Origin of the sequence: Nonomuraea sp. NPDC052129, assembly GCF_040680095.1 — a bacterium.
In the GTDB taxonomy this organism is placed as follows: domain Bacteria; phylum Actinomycetota; class Actinomycetes; order Streptosporangiales; family Streptosporangiaceae; genus Nonomuraea.
In genome coordinates, this window is the sequence record NZ_JBFAVX010000010.1 from 12,901 (window position 1) to 38,698 (window position 25,798).

20 protein-coding genes are annotated in these 25,798 nt (G+C 69.9%); 15 read left to right on the top strand and 5 right to left on the bottom strand.

What is annotated here, in order from left to right:
• The first annotated feature begins 9 nt into the window (after window positions 1–9).
• The 4 genes from AB0L53_RS23000 to AB0L53_RS23015 all read left to right on the top strand — a co-directional run bounded on the left by AB0L53_RS23000 (window position 10) and on the right by AB0L53_RS23015 (window position 6,147).
• Window positions 10–432: a YbaB/EbfC family nucleoid-associated protein gene (locus AB0L53_RS23000; RefSeq protein ID WP_363997106.1), complete on the top strand. Its 423-nt coding sequence runs from the start codon at window positions 10–12 to the stop codon at window positions 430–432.
• A 137-nt stretch (window positions 433–569) separates the two neighbouring features.
• Window positions 570–2,699, top strand: a complete 2,130-nt coding sequence (locus AB0L53_RS23005; protein ID WP_363997109.1) for a hypothetical protein — start codon at window positions 570–572, stop codon at window positions 2,697–2,699.
• Window positions 2,696–3,817, top strand: coding sequence for a DUF58 domain-containing protein (locus AB0L53_RS23010; RefSeq protein WP_363997112.1), 1,122 nt, complete (start codon window positions 2,696–2,698; stop codon window positions 3,815–3,817). Before AB0L53_RS23005 ends, AB0L53_RS23010 begins: the two co-directional genes overlap by 4 nt.
• On the top strand, window positions 3,805–6,147 hold the full coding sequence (locus AB0L53_RS23015; protein ID WP_363997115.1) for a transglutaminaseTgpA domain-containing protein: 2,343 nt from the start codon (window positions 3,805–3,807) through the stop codon (window positions 6,145–6,147). The genes AB0L53_RS23010 and AB0L53_RS23015 overlap by 13 nt, the downstream gene beginning before the upstream one ends.
• Window positions 6,148–6,195: 48 nt before the next feature.
• Here the strand turns inward: AB0L53_RS23015 and AB0L53_RS23020 are convergent, their stop codons facing one another.
• Window positions 6,196–7,143: a hypothetical protein gene (locus AB0L53_RS23020; protein WP_363997118.1), complete on the bottom strand. Its 948-nt coding sequence runs from the start codon at window positions 7,141–7,143 to the stop codon at window positions 6,196–6,198.
• A gap of 437 nt (window positions 7,144–7,580) precedes the next feature.
• Between AB0L53_RS23020 and ilvA the strand changes: the two genes are divergently transcribed.
• Window positions 7,581–8,831: a threonine ammonia-lyase IlvA gene (gene ilvA, locus AB0L53_RS23025; RefSeq protein WP_363997121.1), complete on the top strand. Its 1,251-nt coding sequence runs from the start codon at window positions 7,581–7,583 to the stop codon at window positions 8,829–8,831.
• Between the two features lie 69 nt (window positions 8,832–8,900).
• Window positions 8,901–9,842 (top strand): DUF5996 family protein, encoded by a 942-nt coding sequence (locus AB0L53_RS23030; RefSeq protein ID WP_363997124.1) that lies wholly within the window; start codon window positions 8,901–8,903, stop codon window positions 9,840–9,842.
• Between the two features lie 193 nt (window positions 9,843–10,035).
• Here AB0L53_RS23030 and AB0L53_RS23035 read toward each other — a convergent pair whose 3' ends face one another.
• Window positions 10,036–15,429, bottom strand: a complete 5,394-nt coding sequence (locus AB0L53_RS23035; protein ID WP_363997127.1) for a VWD domain-containing protein — start codon at window positions 15,427–15,429, stop codon at window positions 10,036–10,038.
• A 319-nt stretch (window positions 15,430–15,748) separates the two neighbouring features.
• Between AB0L53_RS23035 and AB0L53_RS23040 the strand changes: the two genes are divergently transcribed.
• The gene (locus AB0L53_RS23040; RefSeq protein WP_363997130.1) at window positions 15,749–16,651 is read left to right on the top strand and encodes a hypothetical protein; all 903 of its coding nucleotides are present in this window, start codon (window positions 15,749–15,751) and stop codon (window positions 16,649–16,651) included.
• Between the two features lie 105 nt (window positions 16,652–16,756).
• On the opposite strand, the gene AB0L53_RS23045 is transcribed toward AB0L53_RS23040, so the two are convergent.
• From AB0L53_RS23045 to AB0L53_RS23055, 3 genes are read right to left on the bottom strand one after another with little or no spacing between them, the layout of a single operon-like run.
• Window positions 16,757–18,520, bottom strand: coding sequence for a protein kinase (locus AB0L53_RS23045; protein ID WP_363997133.1), 1,764 nt, complete (start codon window positions 18,518–18,520; stop codon window positions 16,757–16,759).
• Between the two features lie 43 nt (window positions 18,521–18,563).
• The gene (locus AB0L53_RS23050) at window positions 18,564–19,781 is read right to left on the bottom strand and encodes a hypothetical protein (RefSeq protein ID WP_363997136.1); all 1,218 of its coding nucleotides are present in this window, start codon (window positions 19,779–19,781) and stop codon (window positions 18,564–18,566) included.
• On the bottom strand, window positions 19,778–20,401 hold the full coding sequence (locus AB0L53_RS23055; protein ID WP_363997139.1) for a hypothetical protein: 624 nt from the start codon (window positions 20,399–20,401) through the stop codon (window positions 19,778–19,780). The genes AB0L53_RS23050 and AB0L53_RS23055 overlap by 4 nt, the downstream gene beginning before the upstream one ends.
• A 127-nt stretch (window positions 20,402–20,528) precedes the next feature.
• Between AB0L53_RS23055 and mycP the strand changes: the two genes are divergently transcribed.
• The 8 genes from mycP to AB0L53_RS23095 all read left to right on the top strand — a co-directional run bounded on the left by mycP (window position 20,529) and on the right by AB0L53_RS23095 (window position 25,677).
• On the top strand, window positions 20,529–21,665 hold the full coding sequence (mycP, locus tag AB0L53_RS23060) for a type VII secretion-associated serine protease mycosin (protein ID WP_363997142.1): 1,137 nt from the start codon (window positions 20,529–20,531) through the stop codon (window positions 21,663–21,665).
• Window positions 21,666–21,761: 96 nt separating this feature from the next.
• Window positions 21,762–22,088: a WXG100 family type VII secretion target gene (locus AB0L53_RS23065; protein WP_358426307.1), complete on the top strand. Its 327-nt coding sequence runs from the start codon at window positions 21,762–21,764 to the stop codon at window positions 22,086–22,088.
• A gap of 28 nt (window positions 22,089–22,116) precedes the next feature.
• Window positions 22,117–22,416 (top strand): WXG100 family type VII secretion target, encoded by a 300-nt coding sequence (locus tag AB0L53_RS23070; RefSeq protein ID WP_357647093.1) that lies wholly within the window; start codon window positions 22,117–22,119, stop codon window positions 22,414–22,416.
• Between the two features lie 8 nt (window positions 22,417–22,424).
• The gene (locus AB0L53_RS23075; protein ID WP_363997147.1) at window positions 22,425–22,796 is read left to right on the top strand and encodes a hypothetical protein; all 372 of its coding nucleotides are present in this window, start codon (window positions 22,425–22,427) and stop codon (window positions 22,794–22,796) included.
• Between the two features lie 8 nt (window positions 22,797–22,804).
• Entirely contained in the window at window positions 22,805–24,121 is a 1,317-nt protein-coding gene (locus AB0L53_RS23080; RefSeq protein WP_363997150.1) for a hypothetical protein, read from the top strand.
• 3 nt (window positions 24,122–24,124) lie between these two features.
• The gene (locus AB0L53_RS23085; RefSeq protein WP_363997153.1) at window positions 24,125–24,451 is read left to right on the top strand and encodes a hypothetical protein; all 327 of its coding nucleotides are present in this window, start codon (window positions 24,125–24,127) and stop codon (window positions 24,449–24,451) included.
• A gap of 12 nt (window positions 24,452–24,463) precedes the next feature.
• Window positions 24,464–25,246, top strand: a complete 783-nt coding sequence (locus AB0L53_RS23090) for a hypothetical protein (protein WP_363997156.1) — start codon at window positions 24,464–24,466, stop codon at window positions 25,244–25,246.
• On the top strand, window positions 25,246–25,677 hold the full coding sequence (locus tag AB0L53_RS23095; protein ID WP_363997159.1) for a hypothetical protein: 432 nt from the start codon (window positions 25,246–25,248) through the stop codon (window positions 25,675–25,677). The genes AB0L53_RS23090 and AB0L53_RS23095 overlap by 1 nt, the downstream gene beginning before the upstream one ends.
• Window positions 25,678–25,798 lie beyond the last annotated feature (121 nt).

Here is a 25,798-nt window from a genome sequence, read left to right on the forward strand (position 1 = left end):
CATCCCGGCATGGACGCTGCGGAATTCCGCCCCGAAGACCTCGAACGGATCACCGCCCAGGCAGAGCAGATGCTGCTCCGCGTCGAAGAGGTCCGCAAGGAGGTCGACATGGTCGTCGGCCGGGGCACCGGCGCGGACGGGCAGGTGCGGGTGGCCGCCGGCGCCAACGGGTGGCTCGTCGAGCTGGTCATCGCCCCGCGCGCGATGCGCCTGGACAGCCAGAAGCTCGCCGAGGAGCTGCTACGGGCCGCCCAGCAGGCGCAGGAGGAAGCCGACAGGAAGGCCAGGGAGGTCATGGCCGACACGCTCGGCGAGTCGATGCCGACCCAGCGGGAGCTCGACGACCGGTTCAGCCAGGTCCTCGAGTCCTTCGAATCGTCGATGGACGAGCGCATGCGGGCCATCGACGAGCGGCGCCGGGGCACGATCTGACCGACACTTCGAGGTTGTTTGAAGAGTGCCCCCAGCCGACCCCGCCGCTCTAGGGTGTCGGCGGGTATGCATGTGCGCAAATGTCGCGGGATGTGAATTTGGTGGCCATTCGGTGGCAGAAGGCGGCACGGCGGAGAATGGCGGGCCTCGTCGCGCTCGCGGTCGTCGCCGCGCTCACGGGCATCGGGTTCTTCCTGGGTACGGGTGTGTCCAGCGCCCGGCCCAAGCTCGCCGACATCGGCGCGTGGCTCGCCAGCGCGCTCAACGGTGAGGTCGTCCACGCCAACGGCCTGTCCGGCCAGCTCGACGGCCGCGTGGACCTGGCCGCCGCGAAGGGCGACGAGCTCAAGGTGGTCCAGGACGGCAACAGCGTGCTCGTCGTCGACGAGTCGACCGGCCAGGTCAGCCGCATCGACCCGACCCAGCTCGAAGTCGCCCAGACCAAGAGCCTGGGCGCCGGCGGGATGCAGCTGGTCATGGGTGCGGGCAAGGCGTACGCGATCGACCCGCGTGCGGGCACCGTCCAGCAGGTGAACCCCCTGACCGTGGACACGATCGGCGCCGCGATCACGCTCAAGGGCCCGCTCGGCCAGGCGGGCATCGACAAGAACGGAACCCTCTGGGTGCCGGTTCCGGAAGAGGGCACGCTGGCCCAGATCAACGGCGCCCAGCAGGGCAAGGCCGTGACCGTGGGCGAGCCCGGCGACCCGCTCACGCTGACCATGGCGGACGGCGTACCGCTGGTCACCAACTCCGCCGCCGCGGCGGCGATGGTCATCGGCTCGACCGGTACGCGGCTCACGGTGAGCCTGCCCAGTACGGTGACCGAGGCCGGGCGCGGCGGCATGCTGATGCCCGCCGTCGCCGAGGCCACGATCGTCCCGATGCTCGCGCCCAAGCAGGGCGCGCTGGTGCTCGTGGACACCGCGAGCGGCGCGCTCAGCACCGTGTCGGTGAAGGGCGGCAAGCTCGGGGCGCCGCAGGCTCTCGGCCGCCGCGTCTACATCGCCGATGAGAGCACCGGGCGGCTCATCGTGTACGACACGGTGGCCAAGAGGTTCGACGCCGAGAAGGTGATCACCGGCAAGGCGGGGCCGCTGGAGGTGTTCGTCAAGGACGGCCTGCTCTGGGTCAACGACCAGCTCAGCGAGACCGCGCTGGTCGTCGAGCAGGACGGCAGGGCGCACCGGGTCGGCAAGTACGACGAGGCGCTCGGTCAGAAGGACACCCCGACTCCGCTGCCCGTACCCACCAGTACGCCCACCATGGCGCTCCCGACCACCGTCCCGACCCGGCAGACCACCCAGCCCACGGCACGGCCGACGGTGACGGTCACGCGTACCCCGAAACCCACCACGACGAAGCGCTCGGAGACCCCCAGTCCGCCCCCGACCAGCACCCCGACGCCTACCCCAACCCCGACACCCACCCCCACACCGACGCAGACCCCCGGGCCGCCGGGCACTGTGACGGCGAACTCGGGCCCCGGCTGGATGGAGATCGTGTTCACCCCGTCGAGCCAGGGCAAGGCCACCGGCTACACGCTCAAGGGCGCCCCGGACAGCGCGAACGTGACCCCGGACCGCGTACGCTCCGACGGCCCCTTCCAGTTCCGGGTCACCGGAGGCCGGTGCGACCAGGAGTACACCTTCCGCGTCGCGGCCCAGTACGACGGCGGCGAGGCCGTCTCCGACCCCACCATCCCGGTACGCCCCTGCGTCGCCCCGGGCAGACCGGCGAGCTTCGAGGCCAAGGGCAAGAACCACGGCGCCGACCTCACCTGGTCGGCCCCCGACAACGCCAAGGACGGCGGCGTCAGCTACGTACTCGAAGGCCCCGGCCAGCACCCCGGCACACTCGACGGGACCAGCGCGGAGGTGACCGGCCTGAAGAACGGTCAGGACTACACCTGGACCCTGCGCGCCAAGAACGGCGCCGGCGAGGGCCAGGAGCGCGCCGAGGCCAAGGCCGGGCTGCAGCCGCCGTCGGCGCAGTTCCGCAACGCGCACAACGACAACAGGGACACCCTGATCCGGTCCGGCCCCTCGTCGGGAGCGGAGTCCGGCCGCATCCCCCAGGGCGAGTACATCACCATGACCGTGATCTGCCAGACCAAGGGCGCGGGCTTCACCGACACCGACACGGGCATGAGCAGCGACGTCTGGAACAAGGTGGAGTCCAGCCGGGGCAGCGGCTGGCTGAACGACGTACTGATGGACACCCCGAAGGGGGGATTCCCCGCCGCCCCCCTCTGGGAGTGCGAATGATCACCAGAGCGGGCTGGGGCACCCTGGCCGCCTCCGTGCTGCTGTACGCGGTGGCGGCGCCGCTCGGCTACCAGCAGGCGGGCGCGCTGGCGGCCGGCGGGATCGCCGCCGTCGGCGCCGGTCTGCTGTGGACGCTGCGCCGGCCACGCCTGGAGGTACGCCGCGAGGTCACGCCCGTCAAGGTCGCCAGGGGCGAGGCCGCCATCGCGATGCTGCGCGTCACGAACAGAGGCCGCTGGCGGCGCGACGCCCTCGAAGCCCACGACACCTGCCGGGACACCGCGATCGTGGTCGGCGTACCGCCCCTGGCCAGGAACTCCACCGGAACCGTGTCGTACCGGCTGCCCACCCGCAGGCGCGGCGAGACCCCGGTGGGCCCGCTGCGGCTCGACCGGGCCGACCCGTTCGGCCTGGCCCGGCGCACGACCTCGTACGGCCAAGCGGACCTGCTGCTGGTCCGGCCGCGTACGGTCCCGCTGGAGCCGCTGAACTCCGGCCGGCAGCGCCACCTCGACGGCTCCGCCTCCCGCTCGCCGAGCGGCACGATCACCTTCAACGGCGTCCGCGACTACGTGATCGGCGACGACCTGCGGCACATCCACTGGCGGTCCACGGCGCGTACCGGGACCCTCATGGTCAAGGAGCTCGAGGACGTCAGCCTGCCGTACACGACCACGATCCTCGACACGCGCGCCGACTCCTACGGTGACGACGACGAGTTCGAGCTGGCGGTGGACGCGGCGGCGTCGGTCGCCTGGTCGGCGAGCCGCCGCCGCTTCCCGGTGCGGCTGCTGACCGGCTCCGGCGAGCTGCTGTCCGCCAAGGGCGGCGCCGAGGAGGCGGAGGAGGTGCTCGACCGGCTGGCCCTGGTCGAGCGAACGGCCGACGCGGAGACGCCGGTGGACGCGGTACGCCGCGCGGGCTCGGGTGGGGCCTTGATCCTGGTCACCGGGGCGCGGACCGCGCTGTCGAGCGTCGCGTCGGTGCGGCGCCGCTTCGACCAGGTGGTCTGTGTCTGGGTCGGGGCCTCCTCCGGCGACCGGCCGCCGATGGTGCCCGGTGTGACGGTCATCGAGATCGGCGAACTGGCCGAACTGGCGGCGGCATGGCCGCGCTGACGACCCCGCCGGGCAGGCCGGTCGCCCCACCCCCGCCGGACGTGCCGCCTACGCCGGACGTGCGGGCCATGCCGGTCGCCCCGCCCACACCGGTCGCCCCGCCCACGCCGGGCGTGCGACCGGGGACGTCCGAGGCTGCGCCACTGCCGCCTGTGCCCGAGTGGCGGCGGGTGGCGTCGATCGTCATCGTGATCCTTTTGGCGGGTACGGCCGGGCTGGCGTTCGACGGGGTGTTCACGCTGGGCGCGCTGATCCCCTTGGTGGCCGTGGCGGCGGTCGTGCCGGGGGTGGTGTCGTACGCGCTGGTCAGGATCTTGCCGCTGTGGGCATCGCTGGCTGTGAACCTGCTGGCCTGGCTGGTGGCGGTGTCGGCGACCCTGTTCAGGGCGCAGGCCCTGGCCGGGTTCCTGCCGAGTCCGGCCAGTGCGCGGGCCGCGCTGCTCGGCGTGCGCGACTCGGGAAAGGCGCTGCTCACGACCATTCTGCCGGCCGAGGGGGACGGCAGGACGATCGTGCTGGCGCACTTCCTGGTCTGGGCGGCGGCGGTGGCCGGGGCAGAGCTGGCCCTGCGGACCAGGGCGGTGGTGCTGCCCGCGGCCCCGGCCGTACCGGTGCTGGCCGCCGCCGTCGTGCTGGGCGTGTCCGGTCCCGGCTCGCGGCTGCCGGCGCCGGCGGTCCTCGTCGGGCTGGCCCTGGCCCTCGCCCTGGTCCGGGCGGCCCGAGCGGCCAGGACGTTCGTGGCGGGCGTGCCGCTGCTGGCCGGCCTCGTGCTGGTCGCCGTCGCGGCCGGACCGGTGCTGCCGTTCGCGAGCAAGCCGTACGACGTGCGCCAGTTGGTGGCCCAGCCGCCATCGCGCCCGCTCGCCGGGGTGAGCCCGCTCGACCAAGTGTCGGCCTGGCTCCAGAACCCCTACCGCCAGCTCTTCACCGTCAGGTCCACGACCGAGGCGAACTGGCGGCTGGCCGTACTGGACCGCTTCGACGGCGTCACGTGGACCTCCGGCGCCGGATACCTGCCGACGGGCGGCCGGGTCCCCGGCGACGACGTTGTGGGCGCCCACGACGTCGTCGAGCAGCAGTTCATGCTGCAGAAGCTGCCCGGGCCCTGGCTTCCCGCGGCGGACCGCCCGCAGCAGGTGAGCTTCACCGGACCGACGCCCGACTCCGCGGCCAGCCTGATGGCAGATCCGGCGACCGGGATGCTGGCGAGTGCCGCCACCACCACCGCTCGCGAGGGCATCACCTACCGGGTCATCTCCGGCATCCGCCGCTACTCCGCCGCAGAACTGCGCGAGGCGGTCCCCGCCGCCGACCAGGCCGCCCTGGCACTGCCCAACGGCCTCGACGGCCGTACTCCCCCACAACGGGCCCGCCTCGCCACCATCGCGCGCAAGGCGACGGCCGGTGCCACCAGCCCGATGCAGCAGGCCGTACGGCTGGCCGCCTACCTGCGCAAACACGCCGACTACGACGTCAACTCCCCGCCGGGGCACAGCTATCGCAGCATCCAGTTCTTCCTCACGGAGGCGAAGAAGGGCACGACCGAGCAGTTCGCGGCGTCGTACGCCCTGCTCGCCCGCTCACTCGGCCTGCCCAGCCGGGTGGTCGTCGGCTTCGGTCCGGGCAAGGCGGAGGGCGGCGGCGTACGGCAGGTGCTGGCGGGTGACGTACTCGCTTGGGCGGAGGTGGAGTTCAAGGGGATCGGCTGGGTGCCCTTCTACCCGACCCCGGCGCGCACCCACGCGGGCGAGAGCGGCGACGTCGCTGAAGGCGTGTCCAAGCAGCGCCAGGAGGTCGAGCAGGAGATCAGCGGCGAGCACGCCGACCCCGCCGCCACGCCCCCGCCCCACCGGCCCACGCCACAGCCATCACCCCGCCAAGCCGGCCACGGAGCCGGAACCACCTGGCTGCCGATCGCTGGCGCGGTGACCGGGGGGCTGCTGGGCGGGTACCTGCTGGCGGTGACCGTACTGCCGCCCCTTCGCCGCCGACGCCGATGGACGGGCGATCCGCGAGCGCGGGTGGCGGGCGCGTGGCGGCAGACGGTGGTACGACTGCGCGCCGCCGGAGTCCCGGCCTCGTCGCGCGTACTGACGGCTCGGGAGGTGGCCACTCTGGGAGTGACGGCTTTGGGCACCCACGCGTACGAACCGCTGACGGGACTGGCAGACCTGGCGAACCTCACCCGATTCGGTGACGCCCCAGTGGACCAGGCAGCCGCGGACGCGGCGTGGCGGCACTACGCGAACATCGACCTGCTGGTCAGACAGAAGATCGCGCTACCGCGCCGCCTCGCCCACCGCCTGGCACCCGGCTCGCTGCTCCGCTGAGCGGGTCAGCCAGATCAAGCGTCGCAAGAACTTGCTGACGGGCTCCCGCTAGAGGTGATAGGGCAGCCGGTCCTCCGGGCGGATCAGACCTGGGAGGCTGATCTGGGCCGACTGCGGGAATCGCTTGATGACTTCCTCGGTGAACTGCCGGTCGATCTGCTTCAGGTAGTTGCGGGCGGAGGTGTCGTCGTCGTTCTGGAAGATGTCCGTGAACCAGTTCTCGTCAGCCACCGCGTGGTCGAAGCGGGCTTTGGCGGGCGCCACGATGTCATCGGCGCTCGTGCGGGCGAGGGTGCTGATTGTTGTGTAGACCTCGACCAAGGGGAGGACCGTGTCGTGAATCTGCTTCAGCGACTGCTGCGCGTGCTCGGCGGCGGCGCCGGCCCAGTGGTAGCTGATGTCGTCGGCATGAGAGCGGAGCTTGCCGGCCAGCGTGTCCAGGTTGTCGGCGATGCCGTTCATGACCTTGGAGAAGTTGCGCAGCGACTGCTCGTCGCCGGTCATCAACAGCGCTCTGATCTGTTCCTTGTCGAGGCCGCTGTAATCCTGGCTCAGCTCGATGCCGTTCCAGTCGACGACGATGTTGCCGACCGGGTAACAGGTGCTGACGGCATAACCCTTCTGGCTGCTGCTCCAGCTGCTTCTCGGCGTATCCGAATGGGGGCTCACCGTGTCGGTGGAGGCATCGTACCTGTTCCAGAAGGACTGCCTCTTCAACCAGCTGTTCTCTTCGGCGATGTCATAATTCTCGCCGGCGGTGGCGATGCCGCAGGCGGCCGCGATGCACTCGACCGCGCAATCACTGGTGATGCAGAGCAGGTCATTCGAGAAACTTCGGAAGATTTTCGAGGTGACATCGGCTCTGCCCCAGTCACCGGCGTTGAAGCTCGGCTCATGCCACCATTCAGGAATGTCGACGTCGTTGAGGTCGACTACGATACGCTCAGCCGTTTCCCTTAACGCGCTGCGGCTGAATGTGACGCCGTCTCTGGCCAAATCGCCAAGTCCAGGCCAATCATTGCGGGACCTGGGTACGCTGCTACCGCCCGTTCCAGACATCTGGAAATCGGCACTCCAAGGCACGCGACATCGCTCTCTTGAGATGTTGTTCATTCGTGCTGGTTTGCGATCTACGAGGCTAGCCAACGCGACAAGAACTCACCGAGGCCAATCGATGAATCGTGGATGAAGTGCGCGCGACTGGGGCGTTGCCAGCTTGTCGCACCAAGCGCATGTTTGGCCCTTGGTCGTGGATCCGGGCTGGAACGCAAGAACCGCAGGGCGGGAATCTCACGGCCTGGTGGGATCGTTGTGACCAGTGTGCTCGCCTCGCGACGGGCACCGTTCAGCGATCCGCTGTTCGGCTGTCGTCGTCACTCACCACGCGACGCCTTGCTAACATCCCTTGATCAACCGCTGTGCCTGGAGTGTGCATGACCGACCGTCTCACCACCGCGATGATCAGCCAGGCGGCCGAACGGTTGCGGCCGGTGGTACGTCGCACCGCGCTGGAGCCGAACCAGCGGCTGTCCGACCTGCTCGGCGGCCAGGTGCTGCTCAAGCGCGAGGACGCGCAGGTCTGCCGCTCGTACAAGGTGCGCGGAGCGTTCAACCTGATCGCCTCGCTCACGGATGAGGAGCGGCGGCGTGGTGTGGTCTGCGCGAGCGCGGGCAACCACGGGCAGGGAGTGGCGTTCGCCTGCGCGCGTCTTGGGATTGGGGGACGTGTGTACGTACCGTCCGCCACGCCACGGCAGAAGCGTGAGCGCATCGCGGCGCTCGGCGGCGAGCGGGTGGAGGTCGTGGTCGGCGGCGGCACGTACGACGAGGCGAGCACTGCCGCGCACGCCGACAGCGAGCGCACCGGCGCGATGTACGTGCATCCGTTCGACGACGTCAGGACGATGGCCGGGCAGGGCACGGTGGGCCTGGAGATCCTGGCGCAGTCCGGGGAGACGCCCCACACCGTGGTCGTACCGGTCGGTGGCGGCGGTCTGATCAGCGGCATCGCCGTCTGGCTCCGCGAGCACTCACCCGCCACCCGCATCATCGGCGCCGAACCCGCCGGAGCGGCCAGCATGCGCGCCGCCCTCGACCACGGCGGGCCCCTCGCCCTGCCCGAGCTGGACACCTTCGTGGACGGCGCGGCCGTTGGAAGAGTGGGAGAGGCCACGTTCCCCCTGGTCAAGGACTTGGTGGATGAGGTCGTCGCGGTCGATGAGGGTGCGGTGTGCACCGAGATGCTGGATCTGTACCAGACCGACGGCATCATCGCCGAGCCCGCCGGAGCCCTAGCGGGAGCGGCGGCCCGTGAGCTACTGCCGTACTCCTCCGGAGGGCCGCTGGTGTGCGTGGTGTCGGGCGGCAACAACGACGTCAGCCGATACGGCGAGGTGCTGGAGCGCTCTCTCGTACACATCGGGCTGCGGCACTACTTCCTGGTGACCTTCCCGCAGCGCCCTGGCGCCCTGCGGCACTTCCTGGACGAGGTGCTGGGCGAGGGCGAGGACATCATCGCCTTCGAGTACGTCAAGAAGAACAACCGCGAAACCGGCCCGGCGCTCGTCGGCATCGAGCTCGAGCGGGCCAGCGATCTTGACAGTCTCCTGTTCCGCATGAAGGCCAGCCCGCTCACGGTGGAGCGCGTCCCACCCGGCTCGCCGCTGTTCACCTTCCTTCTCTAACCCCCCGCCGTGGCGTGTCGGCGGTCAGGCGGGTGGGTAGCGCCGCCACCGTGTGGGAACGATGGCGTCATGGAGTTGTACACCGCCCTACCGTCGGCCGAGTGGCGGGACACCAAGGCGACGCTGCACCGGTTCTGCCAGGTAGTGGGCAAGATCCGGCTCGGCTCGGCGGTCCGGCGCAACCACTGGTGGAACGCGCCGTTCCATGTCACCGGGCGAGGGATCACCACCCGTCCGATGGGGCAGGCCGACGGCAACACGATCTTCACGATCGACTTCGACTTCGTCGGCCACCAACTGCACCTCACCACGGTGGACGGCCGGGCGGTGTCGTTCGCGCTCCCCGGCCAGTCGGTGGCGTCCTTCTACCAGCACACCATGCGGGCACTGACGGCCCTGGACGTGCGGGTGGACATTGCCGTGCCTCGGCCGTTCGACCTGCCCGACTCCGACCGGCCGTTCGCCGACGACACCGAGCACGCGCACTACGACCCGGCCGAGGTCACCCGCTACTGGCAGGTCCTCAGCCAGGTGAACCTCCTGCTGGAGGAGTTCGCCGCGGGCTTCTCGGGCAAGATCAGTCCGGTGCACCACTTCTGGCACACCTTCGACATCGCCTGCAGCCGCTTCTCCGACCGCACGATCGACCAGCCGCCCGGAGCCGACCCGGTGACGCGGGAAGCGTACTCGCGGGAGGTGATCAGCTCTGGCTTCTGGTTCGGCGACGACGCCTTCCCGGACCCGGCCTTCTACTCCTACACCGCTCCCGAGCCCAAGGGCCTGGACAACGAACCCTTGAAACCTGCGGTCGCGCGGTGGATCGAGCAGCGAGGCAGCCATCTGGCCGTGCTGCGCCACGCCGACGCCCTGACCGAGGCCGATCCGCGCGCCGCCGTCCTCGCCTTCTACGACAGCGCTTACCAGGCCGGAGCCCGGCGCGCCGGCTGGGACATCGCCCGGCTCGCCTGCCCCGGCGGAGTCACCGATCCGGTGCTGAGCGCTGGAACGTGATGGACCGCGCACCGGGCGGGCAGCGGGTGCGGAGTATTCAGGGGGACTGATGCCTCCCAGCTGCCGGTTTTTACCCGTATCTCGGCTCGACCCGAACATATCCCAACATCTGTAAACGCCACGGCGGCGTGGGTTCGGTGGCTTTCACCACCGAGCCCACGCCGCCGGTTCGTCGTGCCGATCTAGCTCTGATCTAGCTCGCCAGCGCGAGTTTGACGGTCAGGGCGCCGGTCTTTTCGGCCTTGGGGTCGAAGAGGATGGTGTAGGTGCCCGTGGCGGGCAGTGTCGTCGCGGAGATGGTGCAGTTGCGGCCGCAATAGGCGGTGGAGCCCAATGCGGTGCCGTCGGGCTTCTTCACCGATACCTGCGCGTCGACGGAGCTGCCGAAACTGGAGTTGGTGAAGGTGAAGGTCACCTTCTGGTTGGCGGTGCCGTTGAAGGTCCAGGTTCCGTTCTGGCCTGGGGTCATGGTGGTCAGGGTCGAGGTGGCACCACCGATGGTGATGTTCACCGGAGAGAGGTCGGCGACCGAGTAGGTCCTCAGCGTCAGCTTGCCGACCTGTTCGTCTCGGGGGTTGTATTCGACGGTGTAGGTGCCTGTGGCCGGCAGGGCCACCGGGTCGAGGAAACAGTTGCGGCCGCAGTAGGTGGCCGCCACCAGCACGGAGCCGTCAGGCTTCTTCACCGTCACCTGGGCGCCGGTGGTGTTGGCGAAGTTGGCATCGGTGAAGTTGAACGAGACGAGCTGGCCCGAGGTTCCGGAGAGGGACCAGGTTCCGTTCTGGCCCGGCGCCGTCGTCGTGAGGCTGGACGCGGCGCCTCCGACCGTGACGCTGCCGGTCAGGTCAGTCACCGTGTAGAGCTGAGCGGTCAGCTTTCCAACATTCCCATCCTGCGGGTCGAATTCCACCGTGTAGGTACCCGCCACCGGAAGAGCAATCGGTTCCAGGAAGCAGTTCCGACCGCAGTAAGTGGCCGAAACCAGCACGGAGCCGTCAGGCTTCTTCACCGACACCCGAGCACCGGTCGCACTGGCGAAACTCGCTTCTGTGAAGTTGAACGAGACGGACTTGCCCGCGGTGCCGGAGAAGGACCAGGTTCCGTTCTGGCCCGGCGTCGTCGTCGTGATGCTGGACGCGGCGCCTCCGACGATGACGCTGCCGCTCAGGTGAGTCACCGTGTAGAGCTGCAGGGCCAGCGAACCCGTCTTGGCGTTCTGCGGGTTGAGCTCGACCGTGTAAGTACCGGTCACCGGCAGCACGGTCGGCTCGAGCAGGCAGTTGACGCCGCAGCGGGTGTCGGCGACCAGGTCGGTTCCATCCGGCTTCTTGACCTTGACCTTGATGTCCGAGCTGGAGGTGAACGTCGAACCGGTGAAGTTGAACGACACCTGCTGGCCCTCGGTCCCGGCGAACGTCCACACACCGTGCTGTCCGGCGATCGTGGTCGTCAGCGTGGACGCCGGCCCGCCGACGGTGACCTGCGCCGCAACGTCCTGCGCCACGAGGTTCACCTGGGCGGAGGCCGAGCCGGTGTAGATGCCGGCCGGGTCGACCACCACCTGGTAGGTGCCGTCCGCCGGCAGTACGGTCGCATCGAAGAAACAGGAGGTGGAGCAGGACTTCTTCGGCAGGAAGACCGAGCCGTCCGGTCCGAGCACTGACGCCTGCGCGCTGGTGAACGTTCCGCCCGAGATCGTGATCGAGATCCGCTGCCCGGACTTTCCTGCCAACGACCAGGTCGGGTTCTGCCCCGGCTCGGTGGTGGTCAGCTTGACCGCGGCACCACCCGGCGTGAGCGTCCCGGTGACGTCGCCCGCGACGACCTGCGCGGAGATCGAGCCCACGGCCGTTCCATACGGGTCGGCGACCACCGTGTACGTTCCGGTCTCCGGCAGCGTGGAGGTGTCGAACGCGCACGACGGCTGGCAGTAGGCCGGCTTGAACAGGTCCGATCCGTCGGGATTGCGCACGGACGCGCGCGCGTACCCGTTGTTGTCCCACGCCCCGCCCGTCAGGACGAACGCGATGCGCTGACCGGCCGTCCCGGCGAACGACCAGGTGGCTTTCTGCCCCGGCCCGGTGGTGGTCAGCTTGACCGGTGCCCCGCCGGCGGTCAGGGAGCCGGTGACGTCGCCCGCGACGACCTGCGCGGAGATCGAGCCCACGGCCGCCCCGTACGGGTCGGCGACCACCGTGTAGGTCCCGGTCACCGGCAGCGTGACCGTGTCGAACGTGCACGACGGCTGGCAGTAGGCCGGCTTGAACAGGTCCGTGCCATCCGGGTTGCGCACCGAGGCGCGCGCGTACCCGTTGTTGTCCCACGTCCCGCCCGTCAGGACGAACGCGATGCGCTGACCGGCCGTCCCGGCGAACGACCAGGTGGCGTTCTGCCCCGGCCCGGCGGTGGTCAGCTTGACCGGTGCCCCGCCGACGGTCAGGGAGCCGGTGACATCGCCCGCGATCACCCCTGCCGTCATCGGCCCCGGCCGCGCGACGGTCGGATCGACGACGATCGTGTAGGTGCCGTCCGCGGGAAGCGTGACGGTGTTGAAGGCGCAGGCGGTCGAGCAGTAGGTGGAGCCGTACAGCGGCGTTCCATCCGGTTTGCGAACCGAGGCGTAGGCGGAGCTGGTCAGCCCGCTGACCCCGAACGCGATCCGCTGCCCGGCCTTACCGGCGAACGACCAGTACGCGTCCTGTCCGGGAACCGTGGTCGTCAGTGTGGAGGGCGCTCCGAGCGCGACCGTCCCGGTGAGGTCGGTCACCTCGAACAGTTGCAGCGCGAGCGAGCCGGTCTTGGCGTCCTTCGGATCCCACACCACCGAGTAGGTGCCGGTGACAGGCAGGGTCTCGGTGTCGATGAAGCAGGTCTTGCCGCAGCTCTGCGACGCCAGGACGGCCCCGTCGGGTCGCTTCACCCGCACGGTGGCGTCGGTGCTCGAACTCAGGGTGCCGTCGGTGAACTCGAAGGAGACCTTCTGGCCGGCTGTTCCGGCGAACGTCCAGGTGCCGTACTGGCCCGGCTGGGTGGTCGCCAGCGATACCTTCGGCCCGCCGATCGCCGCGGTCTTGACGACGTCGGGCGCGATCGTGCTCACGCTGAGCTTGTAAGCGCCGAACTCGTCCTCGTGCGGTGAAACGCGTAGCCGGTACGCGCCCGCCGCGAGGCTGTCGAGGCGCTTGTCACCGCACAGCGAGTTGGCGGCGACGCTCGCGCCCGCGGCGTTGAACAGCTCCCAGTTGAACCAGAGCCCCGGGCACTCCTGCGCGTCAACGAAGATCGAACCCGGCTGGCCCAGAGTGAACTGGTACTCGTCGCGCGCGACCTCGGTCTCCAGGTTGCCCGCTCCTGCGGCCGGGACGCCGTCTGAGGCCGTGAACGGCAGCGACACCGTGAACGTCTGTGGCGGCGTGACGTCCAGGTCGAGGTTGACGTTGTCGATTCCGAACGCCTGGTTCGAGATGCCCGCCACCCCGGTGGCCGTGGTCTTGAACTCGATCTGGCTCTTGTTGTGGGTGACCGGCATCGTGATCCGGTACCTGGCCCACGGCAGGCCGGTCGCCAGTTTCCCGGTCGCGACGGGCGTCAGCGTACTCGGCGTGATCGTGTACGGGGTGCCGCGGTCGGTCTCGACCTGGACCGTCTCGGTGTCGGAGTCGGACGCCCAGTCGCCGACGGCCAGCAGGTCGAAGCTCAGCGTCCCGCTCTTGTGAGACGGTAGCGACTGCGCGTAGAACCGGTACGAATCCGTCCCGCTGAACGGCCCGGCGAACGTGCTCACCGCCGGATCGGTCGACACCCGCGACGGCCGCACGTTCGAGCTGAGCGCCCCCTGGAAGTCGATCGCCAGGTCCCCGTCCTCGTTGACGGCCTGCGCCGTCGGGTCGAGGATGGCTTTCGTCTGCTCGGCGGCGGCCTTCGCGAACGAAGTGTCCGCCGTGAGTGCGATGTCCAGGATGCAGTCGTTGAACTGGAGGCCCGCCGGGACGCCGTTCGCCTCGCACTGAGTGGTCGCCAGCTGGACCTGCTCGGGTGTCAGGTCGGCGATCGAGACGATCTTGGCCGGGAATTGCTTGTTCGTGAAGGTCGCGGTGCTCTGGCCCGGACCGTAGGTGAACAGCGACTCGTTGTCGTCGATCCGCCAGGAGTCGGCGAAGCTGCTGTGCAGCACGGTCGGCGAGGCGTTGGCGGGCAGCTGGGTGCCGTCCCGCAGACGCAGGTCGTTCTTCGGGTTGCCGTCGGCGTTGCCGAGCAGGCCCACGAGGTCACTGTCGGGGGTCGGCGGCATGTAGAGGCTGGCGGCGCCCCTCCTCCAGGACAGGGCAGGGCCGGCCACGCCGTCGAACATGACGGCCCATTTGTCGTCCTTGCGCAGGATGAACGCGTTCTTGCCCAGGTGGAGGAGCTTGCCGGTGTCGAGCGTGCGCTTCTGGTTGTCGATGTACAGGTCGTCCTCGTGGAACTCGACCAGGTGGTCGCCGGCCTCCATCGCGGCGTCGAACATCACCGAAACGTCCCTGCCGCCGCTGGCGGGGCTGAGCCGGCCCTGGATCTCCAGGTTCCACTTGTCGGACTGGGCGAGGATGAACTCGCCGACGGACTGCAGGTCGTAGCCCAGGTTGTCCGGGGTGGTGAAGTGCGGTTCGCCCTTCACCAGACTGCCGTGGTGGGTGAAATACCACCACAGGATGAGGCCGACCAGCGCCACTGCGCCGATCGCCAGCGCCATCTCGATCGTGGCGAAGCCGGCCTCGAGCAGGAACGCCCTGCCCGCCTGGCTGGCGAGGAACAGCTCTATCTCAGCGGTCAGCTCGGCCGCGGCGAGTTCGACGCTGCCATAGGCGCCGATGTCCTCGGCGAGCGTGGTCGGACCGACGGTCCGGATGCCCCTGATCAGCGGCAGAAGGTAGTCCGGGGGCTCCCACTTGAAGTCGTCGTCGTCCTCGTCCACGACCGGGATCTTGGCGGGCGGACTGTTGGGATCCGCCGGGTCCTTCTGCCTCTCGCACTTGCGCTCCTTCTTCACCTCCCGGATGTCCAGGAGGCCGGAGGCCGGCGAGGTGGCCCTGTAGGTGGACAGCTGGTATCCCTGGCCGCCGCCGGCGAGCGGGCACGTCTTTCCCTTGCCGTAGACCTGGAACCAGTCCTCGTACCCGCCCCAGCGGTCGAGGACCGACCCGGCGCGGACGCCGTTGACGCCGTTGGCGGCGATCGCCGCGACGTACCGGCCGACCTGGCGTCCCCAGCCCTCATAGTCCGGGTTGCCCTTGACCTTGGCCTCGACCACCTCGGCGAAGCTGGTGCCGACCCGGTCGTAGTAGACGATGTCGGGCCGATCGCGGCCGTTGTTGAGGTACGTCTCCCACTGGACGTTCGGGTTGATGACCGCGCCGGGCTGTGCGGGCGGCGGGACGCCGAGGTGGTCGTTCAGGTACTTGATGGCGCGCGCCTGCCCAATGGCCTCGATGCCGCCGCCGGCGCTGCACTCGTTGGGCTGCTGGTAGATGTAGGTGCCGAGCGCGGGACGAGCGGTCAGGCAGGAGCTGTTGATGCGGCGGCGGGTGGCGTACATGCTGTTGAACACGCAGCGTTTGTCACCTCTGCCGGCGTTCGACCAGTCGTCACTGTTCGGGGGGCAGGGGGCGGCGGCTGCGGTCACCGCCGCCGCTGCCGCTGCCGCCATTCTGGCCGTTAATATCTCGTGGACGGGTCCTAACAGTGACGCCACGAGCACGCCCACCATGATTACGCAGAGACGCCGCACGCATTCACCTCGGATAAATGGGACATAAAGATCGCAGCGGGAACGTACACCATGAAGATCGGCTTGCGGCAGATCTGGAATCACCACGTTCCGTGATCGTTGACTATGCTGCGGCTCGGATTCGCTCTTGGGAGGTACCGTGGTCGTCCACCGGTCGTGGGAGATCGCATTCGACACGTCGGCTGCACGGCCGGTGCGGGCGGCTCGGATGGTCGTCGCGGCTCATGGCCTCGATCGGGACGTCGTGCTCGTGCTGGACGCCGACAGCGACGAGTTCGTGACCGTCCCGGGGCTCCCGGCCCACCTCTCCCGCAATACGGTGTCGCTGTCGTCCGACGGGACCCGGCTGGTGTTCCTGGCGCGGCAGGACGACGGCGCCGAACCCATGCGGGTGGTGCTGCACGCGCTCGCCACCGGAGCGCGACAGGAGTTCGTCTCGGACGGTTTCGTACGGGCGGCGCTCTCACCGGACGGCAGCCGGATCGCCGTCCTGGCCGACCTGTCGAACGGACCCGGAATCCCCGGCGTGGGCGACGAGATCGCCGGCATCGTGCTGATCGAGACCGCCACCGGCGCCCGGCAGCCGCTCTGGTCGGCCGAGGGCTACTGGCAGGAAGACGCCATCAGCTGGTCCCCGGACGGGCGACTCCTCGCCGCCACCTATCTGACGCTGGACGACGTCATCACCACCATCGTCCTCGACCTTTCCGGCAAGGTGATCGGCGTCCACGAAGATCGGGTCGCCCTACCCGGGGCGCACTCCGTCTGGACGTCCGACCGGGAACTCATCGTCTACCCGGAGCCCGACGACGAGAGCCCCCTCATCGCGATCGACGTCCAGACCGGAAGCGAGCGCCGCTTCACCAGGCGGAACTTCAGCGGCTACCTCGCCATCACCGGTGGCCGGGTCGTGCGTCCGGGATCTTCGCCCGAGCGGGTCGTCACGACCGACTTGAACGACAGCGACGAACGTCCCTTCCTGACCTTCCGCCCCGCCGTGTCGATCGAGGCCATCGACATCGTCCCGTCCGCCGTCAGGTGACCCGGCTTACCGCCACTTCGGCTCCAGAACGCATCGGGTACGCCCGCGCCTCCACCATCCGCCAGTGCCTGGACACCCAGCTCGACGCGCTCCAGGCCGCCACTTTCAGGTGGGTGGGGTGGCCAGTGGGAGGACGATGGGCGGCTGGACCTGCTCGTCCCGGCCGCCTGGGTCGGTTTCCACCGCGCCGCGGATGCACAGGGACGGGGACCACGCGACGGAGGACGGCTGGCCGAGTCTGACCACCGTGCCGACCTTGAAGCAGTAGCCCGTGGCCGCGTCCAGGCCGCCAACCGTGAACGTGCTGCTGCCGCTCCCCATCGACAGCACGCGATCGCCGGGAGACTGCTGGAGCACCATGGGAAAGTCGCTCTTGCGCTGCTGTTTCCAGGTCAGCGTCACGGTCGTGCCGTTGTCGGTCACCAGCCTCAGGTCCTTGGGCCGCTGCGCGCTCATCGCCGCCGCGTCCAGGGTCTTGGCGGGGCGGGCGATGGAAGGCGCGGTAGACGGCAGGGCACTGGGTGGTGGGGTCGCGGCGGTCGAGTCGGGTGGCTTGGCGGCCATCGTGGGCTTGGCGCCTACGGCCCCTGAGTCGGTGCCTCCGGTTGTGGCGGACTGGGGCTCCAGGGTGATCCGCGGTGGGGTCGACGGGCGGCCGTTCATGGCGGCGGCGACGCTGGCCGCGCCGATCAGTACGGCCAGGCCGGAGGTACCGGCGATGAACAGGGGGACCTTCTTGCCCCTGCGTCTCGGCTCCGCCGGGGCCTGCGGCTTCGCCGTACCCGGCTGGTGGGAGGACGGGTAGAGCGGGCGAGGCGGTCGGGGAAGTGACGCCGAGCGGTCGGGGTCGACGGTCCAGACGAGAGCGCGCGGCACCGACGTCTCAGCGGCCACCGCCGACGACGGCACCGCCGCCACTGGTGGCACCGAGGGGAACGACGGCATCGACGGCGAGCCGGGTCCGGTCTGCGATGGCGTCAGGCGGGAGCTCGGAGCGACCAGTTTGTACGTGGGTGGGGCCGCTTGGTGGGCGGTGGGTGGAGCCGACTGGTCGAGGGCCGGTGGGACGGTGTGGGCGAAGCGGGTGGCGAGGTCGGCGGCCGTAGGGCGGGAGTCGGGGGACTTGGCCATCGCCTGATTGACGGCGGACACGAGGTCGGGCGGCAGGCCGGGGAGCGCCAGGGGAGGCGGCTCCTCGCTCAGCACGCCGAAGACGAACCGGGCCGAGGTGTCCGGGCCGTCCAGGGCGAACGCGGGCCGCCCGGCGAGCAGTTCGTACAGCATCGACCCGAGCGAGTACACGTCCGACGCCGGACTGGCCGAGCGGCCTTCGAGCAGCTCGGGCGGGGTGTGGACGGACACGGACGTCCCGTCGGGCAGTTCGGCCAGTGACATCAGCCCGCTCATGCCGAACCCCGTCAGTCTGGGCTCGCCGTGCTCGGACAGGACCACGTTCTCCGGCCGTACGTCGCCGTGCACCCCGCCCGCCGCGTGGGTAGCCACGAGCGCGGCGGCCACCGCTCGCGCGACGCGCAGCGCCTCGCCCGGCGGCGCCGGCCGGGTCCGGCCGGGCCGCTCGGTCAGCGTGTAGCCTCCGTGCAACTCGGTCACCAGGTACGGGCGGCCGTCGGCGGTGGTGCCGATGTCGAGCACCGGGATCACGTTCGGATGGGCAGCGAGTGCGTCGGGGAAGCGGAAGCCGCGCAGCAGCGGCTTGAGCCGGCGCTTGTCCACCCGGCGGCAGGCCAGCGACCGCAGCAGCACCGAGGCGCCGTCGCGGTCGGCCGTCGCGAGGTACGCGCTCCACGGCCCGTCCTGCCCGGCCCGCTCCTGAAGCCGGTAACCACGGACCTTCTCCGTCACCGTCACGCGTTCACTCCCAGAAACGGGCAGCCAGCCCTCACCGTCGCCGTCATGCGATCACTGCGGGACCGCCCAGGTCGTCGGTCTCGAACGCCTCGTCCTCGATCATCGGGAACCGGGTCCGCTCGCGGTCCTGCTCCTGGCCTTGGCCGCCACCTCCCATGCCCGGCGGGTACATGCCCATCGGCATACCGCCGGTCCCACCCCGCGCGGCCCCGCCGGCCGTCAGGCCGCCCGCACCCTGCGCGGCCGTCGTGGCGGTGCCGGTCCCCGAGGGGGTGAGCGGGCCGGTGGAGGGTACGCCCGTGTTCACCCTGTGGGCCAGGTCGGGCGACATGGTGTCCGGGAAGCCGGCCAGGTTCGCCTTGGTGTCGGGCAGGCTCGGGGTCTTGAGGTCGCCGGGATTCTTCAGGTCCGGGGTCTGGGGACTCTGCAGGTCGGGGGTCTTCACACCAGCCTGGTCGAGGCCGGGGAGGTTCGGGTTCTGGGCGCCGTTGGGGTCCGGGAGGTTCGTGCTGGGATCGGTCGGGCGCTGGTTCGGGTCGGTCAGGCCGGACGGGTCCCCGACACCGGACGACGTGGGGTCGGTCAGGCCGGACAGGCTGGAGTACGGGCTGCCGAGGCCCGTGTACGGATCGGAGACACCGCCACCACCGAGTCGGCCGTTGCCGCCCAGGCCGTCCATCTTCGGCAGTTCCACGGGAGTGACACCCGCGCCGGGGGGCGGAGCCGCGCGCTGCTCCAGTTCGGGGGCGATCCGGTCGTAGACCACTCCCATGAACCTGTTGAGCTGTCGCAGGTGGTGGCGGGCCAGGGCGTGAGCGTTGCCGTCGGTGCCGAACACGCTGTCACGCAGATCGTCGTCCCAGCCCGCGCTGCCGACCTGGGGGACGTTGTCCCGGAAGAAGGGCAGCACATCACGGCCGTACCAGATGAGCGGGTTGGCGACAGTCTGAGCGCTGTAGTTCACCGCGGCGAGATCCTTCTGGAGCTCGCCGATCTTCTTGAAGACGCCCTCCAGTGGCTCCCCGCCGAGGGAGGCGGCGATGCGCTGCGCCTCCGCCTGGAGGTTCCGCATCGACTCCTCGCAGCTCGCGGCCAGGGTCGCGTAGTTGTGGCCGGCGTCCTCGATCTTCCGCGGGTCGGTGTGGTTACGGATGAGGTCGACGATGCCCTGGCTGTTCTCGCTGTCACCCTTGCTCGTGGCGATGTCATCGGGCAGCGGACGGGCACCGTCCTTGAGCTGGTACAGGGTGTAACCGGTCATGTCGCCGTCCCGCGCAGGCCTTGGGCCACGGCTTGGTCGGCGTCCATGGCCGCCTTCACGGTCTGGTCGAGCGTCTCCAGAATGGCCTCGTAGACCGAGCAGAGCTGGGTGACAGCGCTCTTCAGACTGGTCTGCGCCTTGTCGGTGGTGAGCCTCAGGTCGGTGGCCGCCTGCCAGGTACCCAGGTCGCGCTCGGTCAGCGTGGAGCGGGTGACGAGAACCTCCAGGCTCGGCGTACCGCCCAGCCCCCTGAGCCGGTCGAGGTCGGCGCGGAGCTTCTCGACGGGCGAGTCGGGACGCGGCTTGCCGGTCTCCGGGTCCACGAAGTCGGCGATCTTGATGAACATCTCCTTCTTCGCCCCGCCCGGATCGACGTGGTACTTGGTCAGCAAGTCATCGCGCGTCGTCTCGGAGACCCGTGGCCGGGCGGTCGGCGGGTACCCTCCGTGCCCGTAAGTCTGCAGGTAGTCGGTGTACTCTTCCTTGGTGTTGCGCGGGTCCAGCTGTACGTCGTAGACGCGCCCGTCCTCGCCCGACTCGACGCCAGTGCGCTGGTCTCTCGGGAGGCCGAGGCCGTCCCTGGTGTCGTCCCGCTCGCCGCCGTCGTCAGGTGTCGGCATGAATCTCTCCCGGATATCGGTCTGCGCCCCTCCCCTCTGTATCCCGTACCGGGCGCGCCGGCGTTTCACTTCAAAGAATTTGGAACGGAATCCGGTTTGCCGCTCAAGACCGGCAAAATCCCCTTACATGGCCATTTCCTGGGCCGGCACCACCGCCCTCGCCCTGCTGCTCGCCATCACGCCCATTACCTCCGCGCAGGCGGACGGGACCGCTCCCTCCTGCAACCCCGAGGCCGGGGTCCAGGACGTCAGCGGCAAGCCCTGGCCGCAGGAACGGCTGCGCTTCCAGCGGGTGTGGCGGCTGACCCGGGGCGAAGGCGTCACCGTCGCCGTGGTCGACAGCGGCGTGGACGCGCGGCACCCGCAGCTCGCCGGGGCGGTCACGACCTCCGAGGACCTGACGGGCACGGACCAGCGAGACTGCGTGGGCCACGGTACGGCCGTGGCGGGCATCATCGCCGGCCGCGACCTCACCTCGCGTGGCGTACCGTTCCTCGGTGTCGCGCCGGGCGCGCGGATCCTGTCGATCAAGCAGACCGAGACGCCGGACGGCGAGGTGTCCCTGCTGGCCCGGGGCATCAGGAGGGCCGCCGAGCTCGGCGCGAAGGTCATCAACGTGTCCGTGGAGGCGCACGACCAGCCGGAGCTCAAGTCGGCCGTCGCGTACGCGCAGAGCAGGGACGTGGTGATCGTCGCAGCGGCCGGCAACGTCAAGCGTGAGGACGGCGAGGTGACGCCCTCCTACCCGGCCGACTACCCCGGCGTGATCGCGGTGGGCGCGGCCTCTCCCGACGGCACGAAGTCGGCGTTCTCCAACGGCACCACCAGGGTCTCCGTCACCGCCCCCGGCTCCGGGATCACCAGCACGTGGACGGGCGGCGGCTACCGTACGGACCTCGACGGCACCAGCTTCGCCGCGCCGTACGTGTCGGGGGTCGTGGCGCTGGTCAGGGCCAGGCATCCGGAGCTCGACCTGTGGCAGGTCAAGCGCCGGGTGGAGCTGACAGCCGAGGGCGGCGGCGCCACCGGGACCGGCGCGGGCCTGGTCAACCCGCTGCTCGCGGTCACCGCCGTACTGCCCGACGCGGAGGAGAAGGCGGGCGGCGGGGCGCCGATCGTCGTGGCCAAGGCCACCGCCCCAGACCCGCGTACGCGCGGGCTGGCCGTGGGCATCGCGGGAGGCACGGTCGCGGTGACCGGGCTGGTGGTCTTCGTCGCGATCATGCTGCCCAGGGCCAGGCGGCGGGGCTGGCGCGCCGGGTGATCCAACATTTCCAGGAATGTTGAAGTCAGGTCGGCCCTCCGGCGCACCGGCTTATGGTGCTCGCGTTGTCCCATGTTCGATACCGGGAGGTGAACCGTGGCGCAGCCGACCACTTATCAGCAGGGCAGTCAGCACGACGCGGCCGCTCGCGCGCTGACCGCGCACGAGCACATCACGCAGATCCACAACAGACTGCTCCAGATCCCCGAGCAGCTCGGCGGCTCGTGGAAGGGCGAGTCGGCGACCGTCTACACGCAGGTTCTCAACGAGTGGAACCCGCAGTTCAAGAAGGTCATCGACGCCCTCCACCAGATCGCCGAGAACCTCAAGGGCTCGGGGATCGAGTACGAGGAGGCCAGCACCTCCACCCAGGCCGTCACGAAGAACCTCATGGCCGCGCTCAACGGCGGTGCCGTCCAATGAGCGGGATCGACGTCAGGGAAGGATCCCAATGACAGGTGGCGGAGACATCATCCTCGCCGATTTCGACGAGATGGAAGAGATCGCGGCCGAACTCGGCCGGGCCTACGCCAACCTCGTCGGCGAGCTGACCGACCTCGAGAACGACCTGAAGATCCTGGAGACCTGGGACGGCTCCGCGAAGGGCGTCTACCTGGAGGCCAAGCGCCAGTGGAACGAGGCCGTGGTGACGATGGGTGACACCATGCAGCGCTTCGGCCCGGCCCTGCACGACGCGACCGAGATCATGCGCGACGCCGAGCAGGCGAACGTCCGGCGCTGGGGCACCTGAGCCGAACGATGGCTGAAGGCGACCACGGGATACCCGCCGAGCTGGTCATCGACCCGGCGGCGGCCGGTGATCAGGCGATGTGCCGGCCGGACGCGCTACTGGACGTCGCGGGGGCCATGTCGAGGGATCTGCTGCCCCGGCTCGAGTCGGCCGGGCACCGGGTGCCCGACCTGTCGTTCACGGCCGTCGGCGACTGGGATGTGGCACGGGGGTACGCCGAGACCATGCAACGGGCGCGCGTGGCCACGGTGGACACGATGGGGTTCGTGACCGAGCTGGTCAGCAGGGTCGTCGAGGACCTGGTCGCCACCGCGAACGCCGTCAGGGACGCCGACCAGCGGGCCGGCGAGACCGCTCGCCGTACCGGATCTGCCGGATAGAGGCGCGCGTGGGAGAACCGAAGCCGATCAAGGAGGGCGCGCTGCCGGCCGACGCGCCCGAGAGCTATGGCGGGCGCGACTCGATCCGGCGGTTGATCATGAGCACGCGGCCGGAGGAGTTCGGCGGTGTCGCGGACGCCTACCAATCGGCCGGCACGCTCCTTGACCAGACGATCAAGGAGTTGTCCCAATACGCCTCACGTCTCGTCGCCGATGGAAACTGGGGCGGCGAGTCGGCGCGGGCCATGCTCGGGCGGATGGCGCGGGTGCAGTCGTATCTCGGCACGCTGCGGAGCCAGATCGGCGACATCCCGTCATCCGTCCAGCAGGCCAGTCGTGAGCTGGCCACGGCGAAGGAGCAGTTCGAGTCGGCCACCCAGGAGCAGTACGCCACGGTGGACACCGGGTCGTACATCTCCCGGGAACTGAGCAACGACCCCGACGCCGAAGCCCGGCGTTTCCTCGCGGATCTGAACGGACGGTTGAGGGACGCGCACGGGATCCTGCCCGAGCGGCTGCCGTGGGACGCCGACCTGGCCTCCAGCGCGCCGTACCTGCCTACGCCGGTCGTGCGCGACAGCACGCCGACCGGTGGCGGTATCAACTTGGAGTCCACGCGCCCGGCCGCCCGGCTGGCCAGTGTGGATCCGGCGGCGTCACCGATCGCGCCGGGGTCGCCCGCTACGCCGCAGACCGCTCTGGGGGCGCCGCTCGCCTCGGCGGTCCCTGGAACCGCCACTCCCCCGACCCTCGGGACGACGCCGGGCCAGGTCCCCGGGCTGATCACGTCAACGGGCGGAACGCCCTCCGTGGCCCAGCTCACCGGGTATCCGCCGACGACCGGGACCCAGCCGACCACGACCGAGCCGACACGCTCCCTGACCGGCACCCGAACCGACGCCGCCCGGACCGACCCCACGCGAACCGACAACCCGCGGACCGACTCGGAGCGGACCGACAGCGCGCGGACCGGCGACCCGTACCGGTCCAGCCCCATGCGCTCCGTCCTTGACCAGAGCCACGAAAGCCCCATCGCCGACCAGGCCCGCAGCCCGCTCGGTGGCCTCCCGCGCGAGACCGGCCCGTCCGTACGCCCCGGCGTCGTGCCGGTCGTGGACGGAACGTGGCCCGCCACGCAACCCACATCGTCCGGCGGCCCCACAGGGGCGGCCGCCGGTACCGGTGGCATGCCGTTCATGCCGATGGGCGGCGGCCCGGCCGGGTACGAGGGTGCACCGGTCGCGCACCGGACGGCCCCGCCGCCCCTTGATGAGCCGGGCCTGTTCCGTCCCGCGTACGATCCCGGCCAACCGGTGGTGGACTGACCCATGACATCCGACAGCGACCTCAGGCGCATGGAGATGAACGCCGACTCCGTCCGTGAGGTCGGGCGCAACATCGCCGGCAAACCCATGCAGCGCCTCAACGACATGACCCGCGTCGTCGCGGGGCTCAACGTGCACTCCGGCGCGTACGGCCTGTTCGGCTTCTTCGGCTCGTCGCTGGCGGACGCGCTCGACCAGGTCAAGCTGGCTGCCCATCAGTACGTGTCGGCGACCAGGCACGAACTGGCCGAGATGGAGTCGAAGGCGTTCGACACGGCCAACACCGCCGTCCAGGGCGACGGCGCGGCCACCCGCGTCACGGTCGTCTGAGAGCGAGGACACATGCCGACACAACCGCAGTCCGTCATCGCCGGCGCGGGCATGGCCCAGCTGGGCTCGGCGCTGCTCGGCGGCGGCCGAGCGAAGTACGCCGGACTGATCATCGCCCTCACCGCCGCCGACACCCCCGAGCTGCGACGAGCCGCGCAACAGTGGGAGGAGCTGTCGGCGGGACTACGCGAGCACCCCCAGCTGGTCCAGGAGTCCGTCAAGGACGTGCACTGGATGGCGACGAGCGCCGAGCTGTTCCAGCAGACGGTCGACACGCACAGCGACGAGGTCGCCGACAAGGCGGACCTGCCGCAGGCCACGGCGGACTCCATGCGCACCTCGGCCGACGTTCTCGACTTCGCCGGGAACCTGATGTTCGACGTGGGCGCCGCCATCCTCCTGGCGGGGACGATCTACCAGCTCGGGCGGATCAACCCGTATGTCCGGCCCGCCGCGGAGGTGGCGGCGACGATGTTCGGCCGCCGGGCCGACCAGCAGGCCGGGCAGGGCGCCTTGAAGCTGCAGACGTTCCTCAGGGGCTCGGAGAGCCTGGCCGGCAAGATCGCCGGCCGGTTCACCAAGGTGTCGCCCGTCAAGAAGCTGCTCCTCGGCGGCGCGACGGCGATAGGCGGCGGGATGCTCGCCAATTCGGCCGCGGCCGACGACCTCAGCGAGACGGCCCTCCCTCGAGGCAACCAGCCGAACCCGACGCAGCGCAACCTCCCGAACCCGACGCAGGGCAACCAGCCGAACCCGACGCAGGGCAACCAGCCGAACCCGACGAAGGAAGTGTGATGCCGGCTTTCGACGAAGCGGCCATCGATCGCATGATCGCCGACACCCAGCGCCCCTTGGACGGGTTCGCGGAGCTGTACGAGCAGGTCCTGGCCGTACAGGGGTTCGCCCAGGACGCGGAGAAGCTGGTGACGGTGGAGTGCTCCACCCAGGGCGTCACCGCGCTGGACATCAACCCGCGCGCGCTCCGCTGGGGCTCGGACAGGCTCGCCACCACGATCCTGGAGCTGATCGGCGCATCGCTGGCCGACCTGCAGGAGAAGTCGAACGCGCTCATGGCCGAACGGTGGGGCGCGGCCCCGCCGGACCTCACCGAGGAGGGCAACCCGGCCGCGCTGCGCCTGCAGAACGCGCAGGAGACGTACGACAGGGTCATGGAGAACGCGATGGCCGAGCTGGCCCGCATCCACCGACGCGTGGACGGTTCCTAGAAGATCACTAAAGACCGTGGCCCGTGAGGTGGCAGGAGGCTGGATTCCTCAGGAGAGCTGGAGCGGCTGGCTGCACAGCGAATGAGACCATTTTCATGGGGATTGTTGAACGATGCTACAA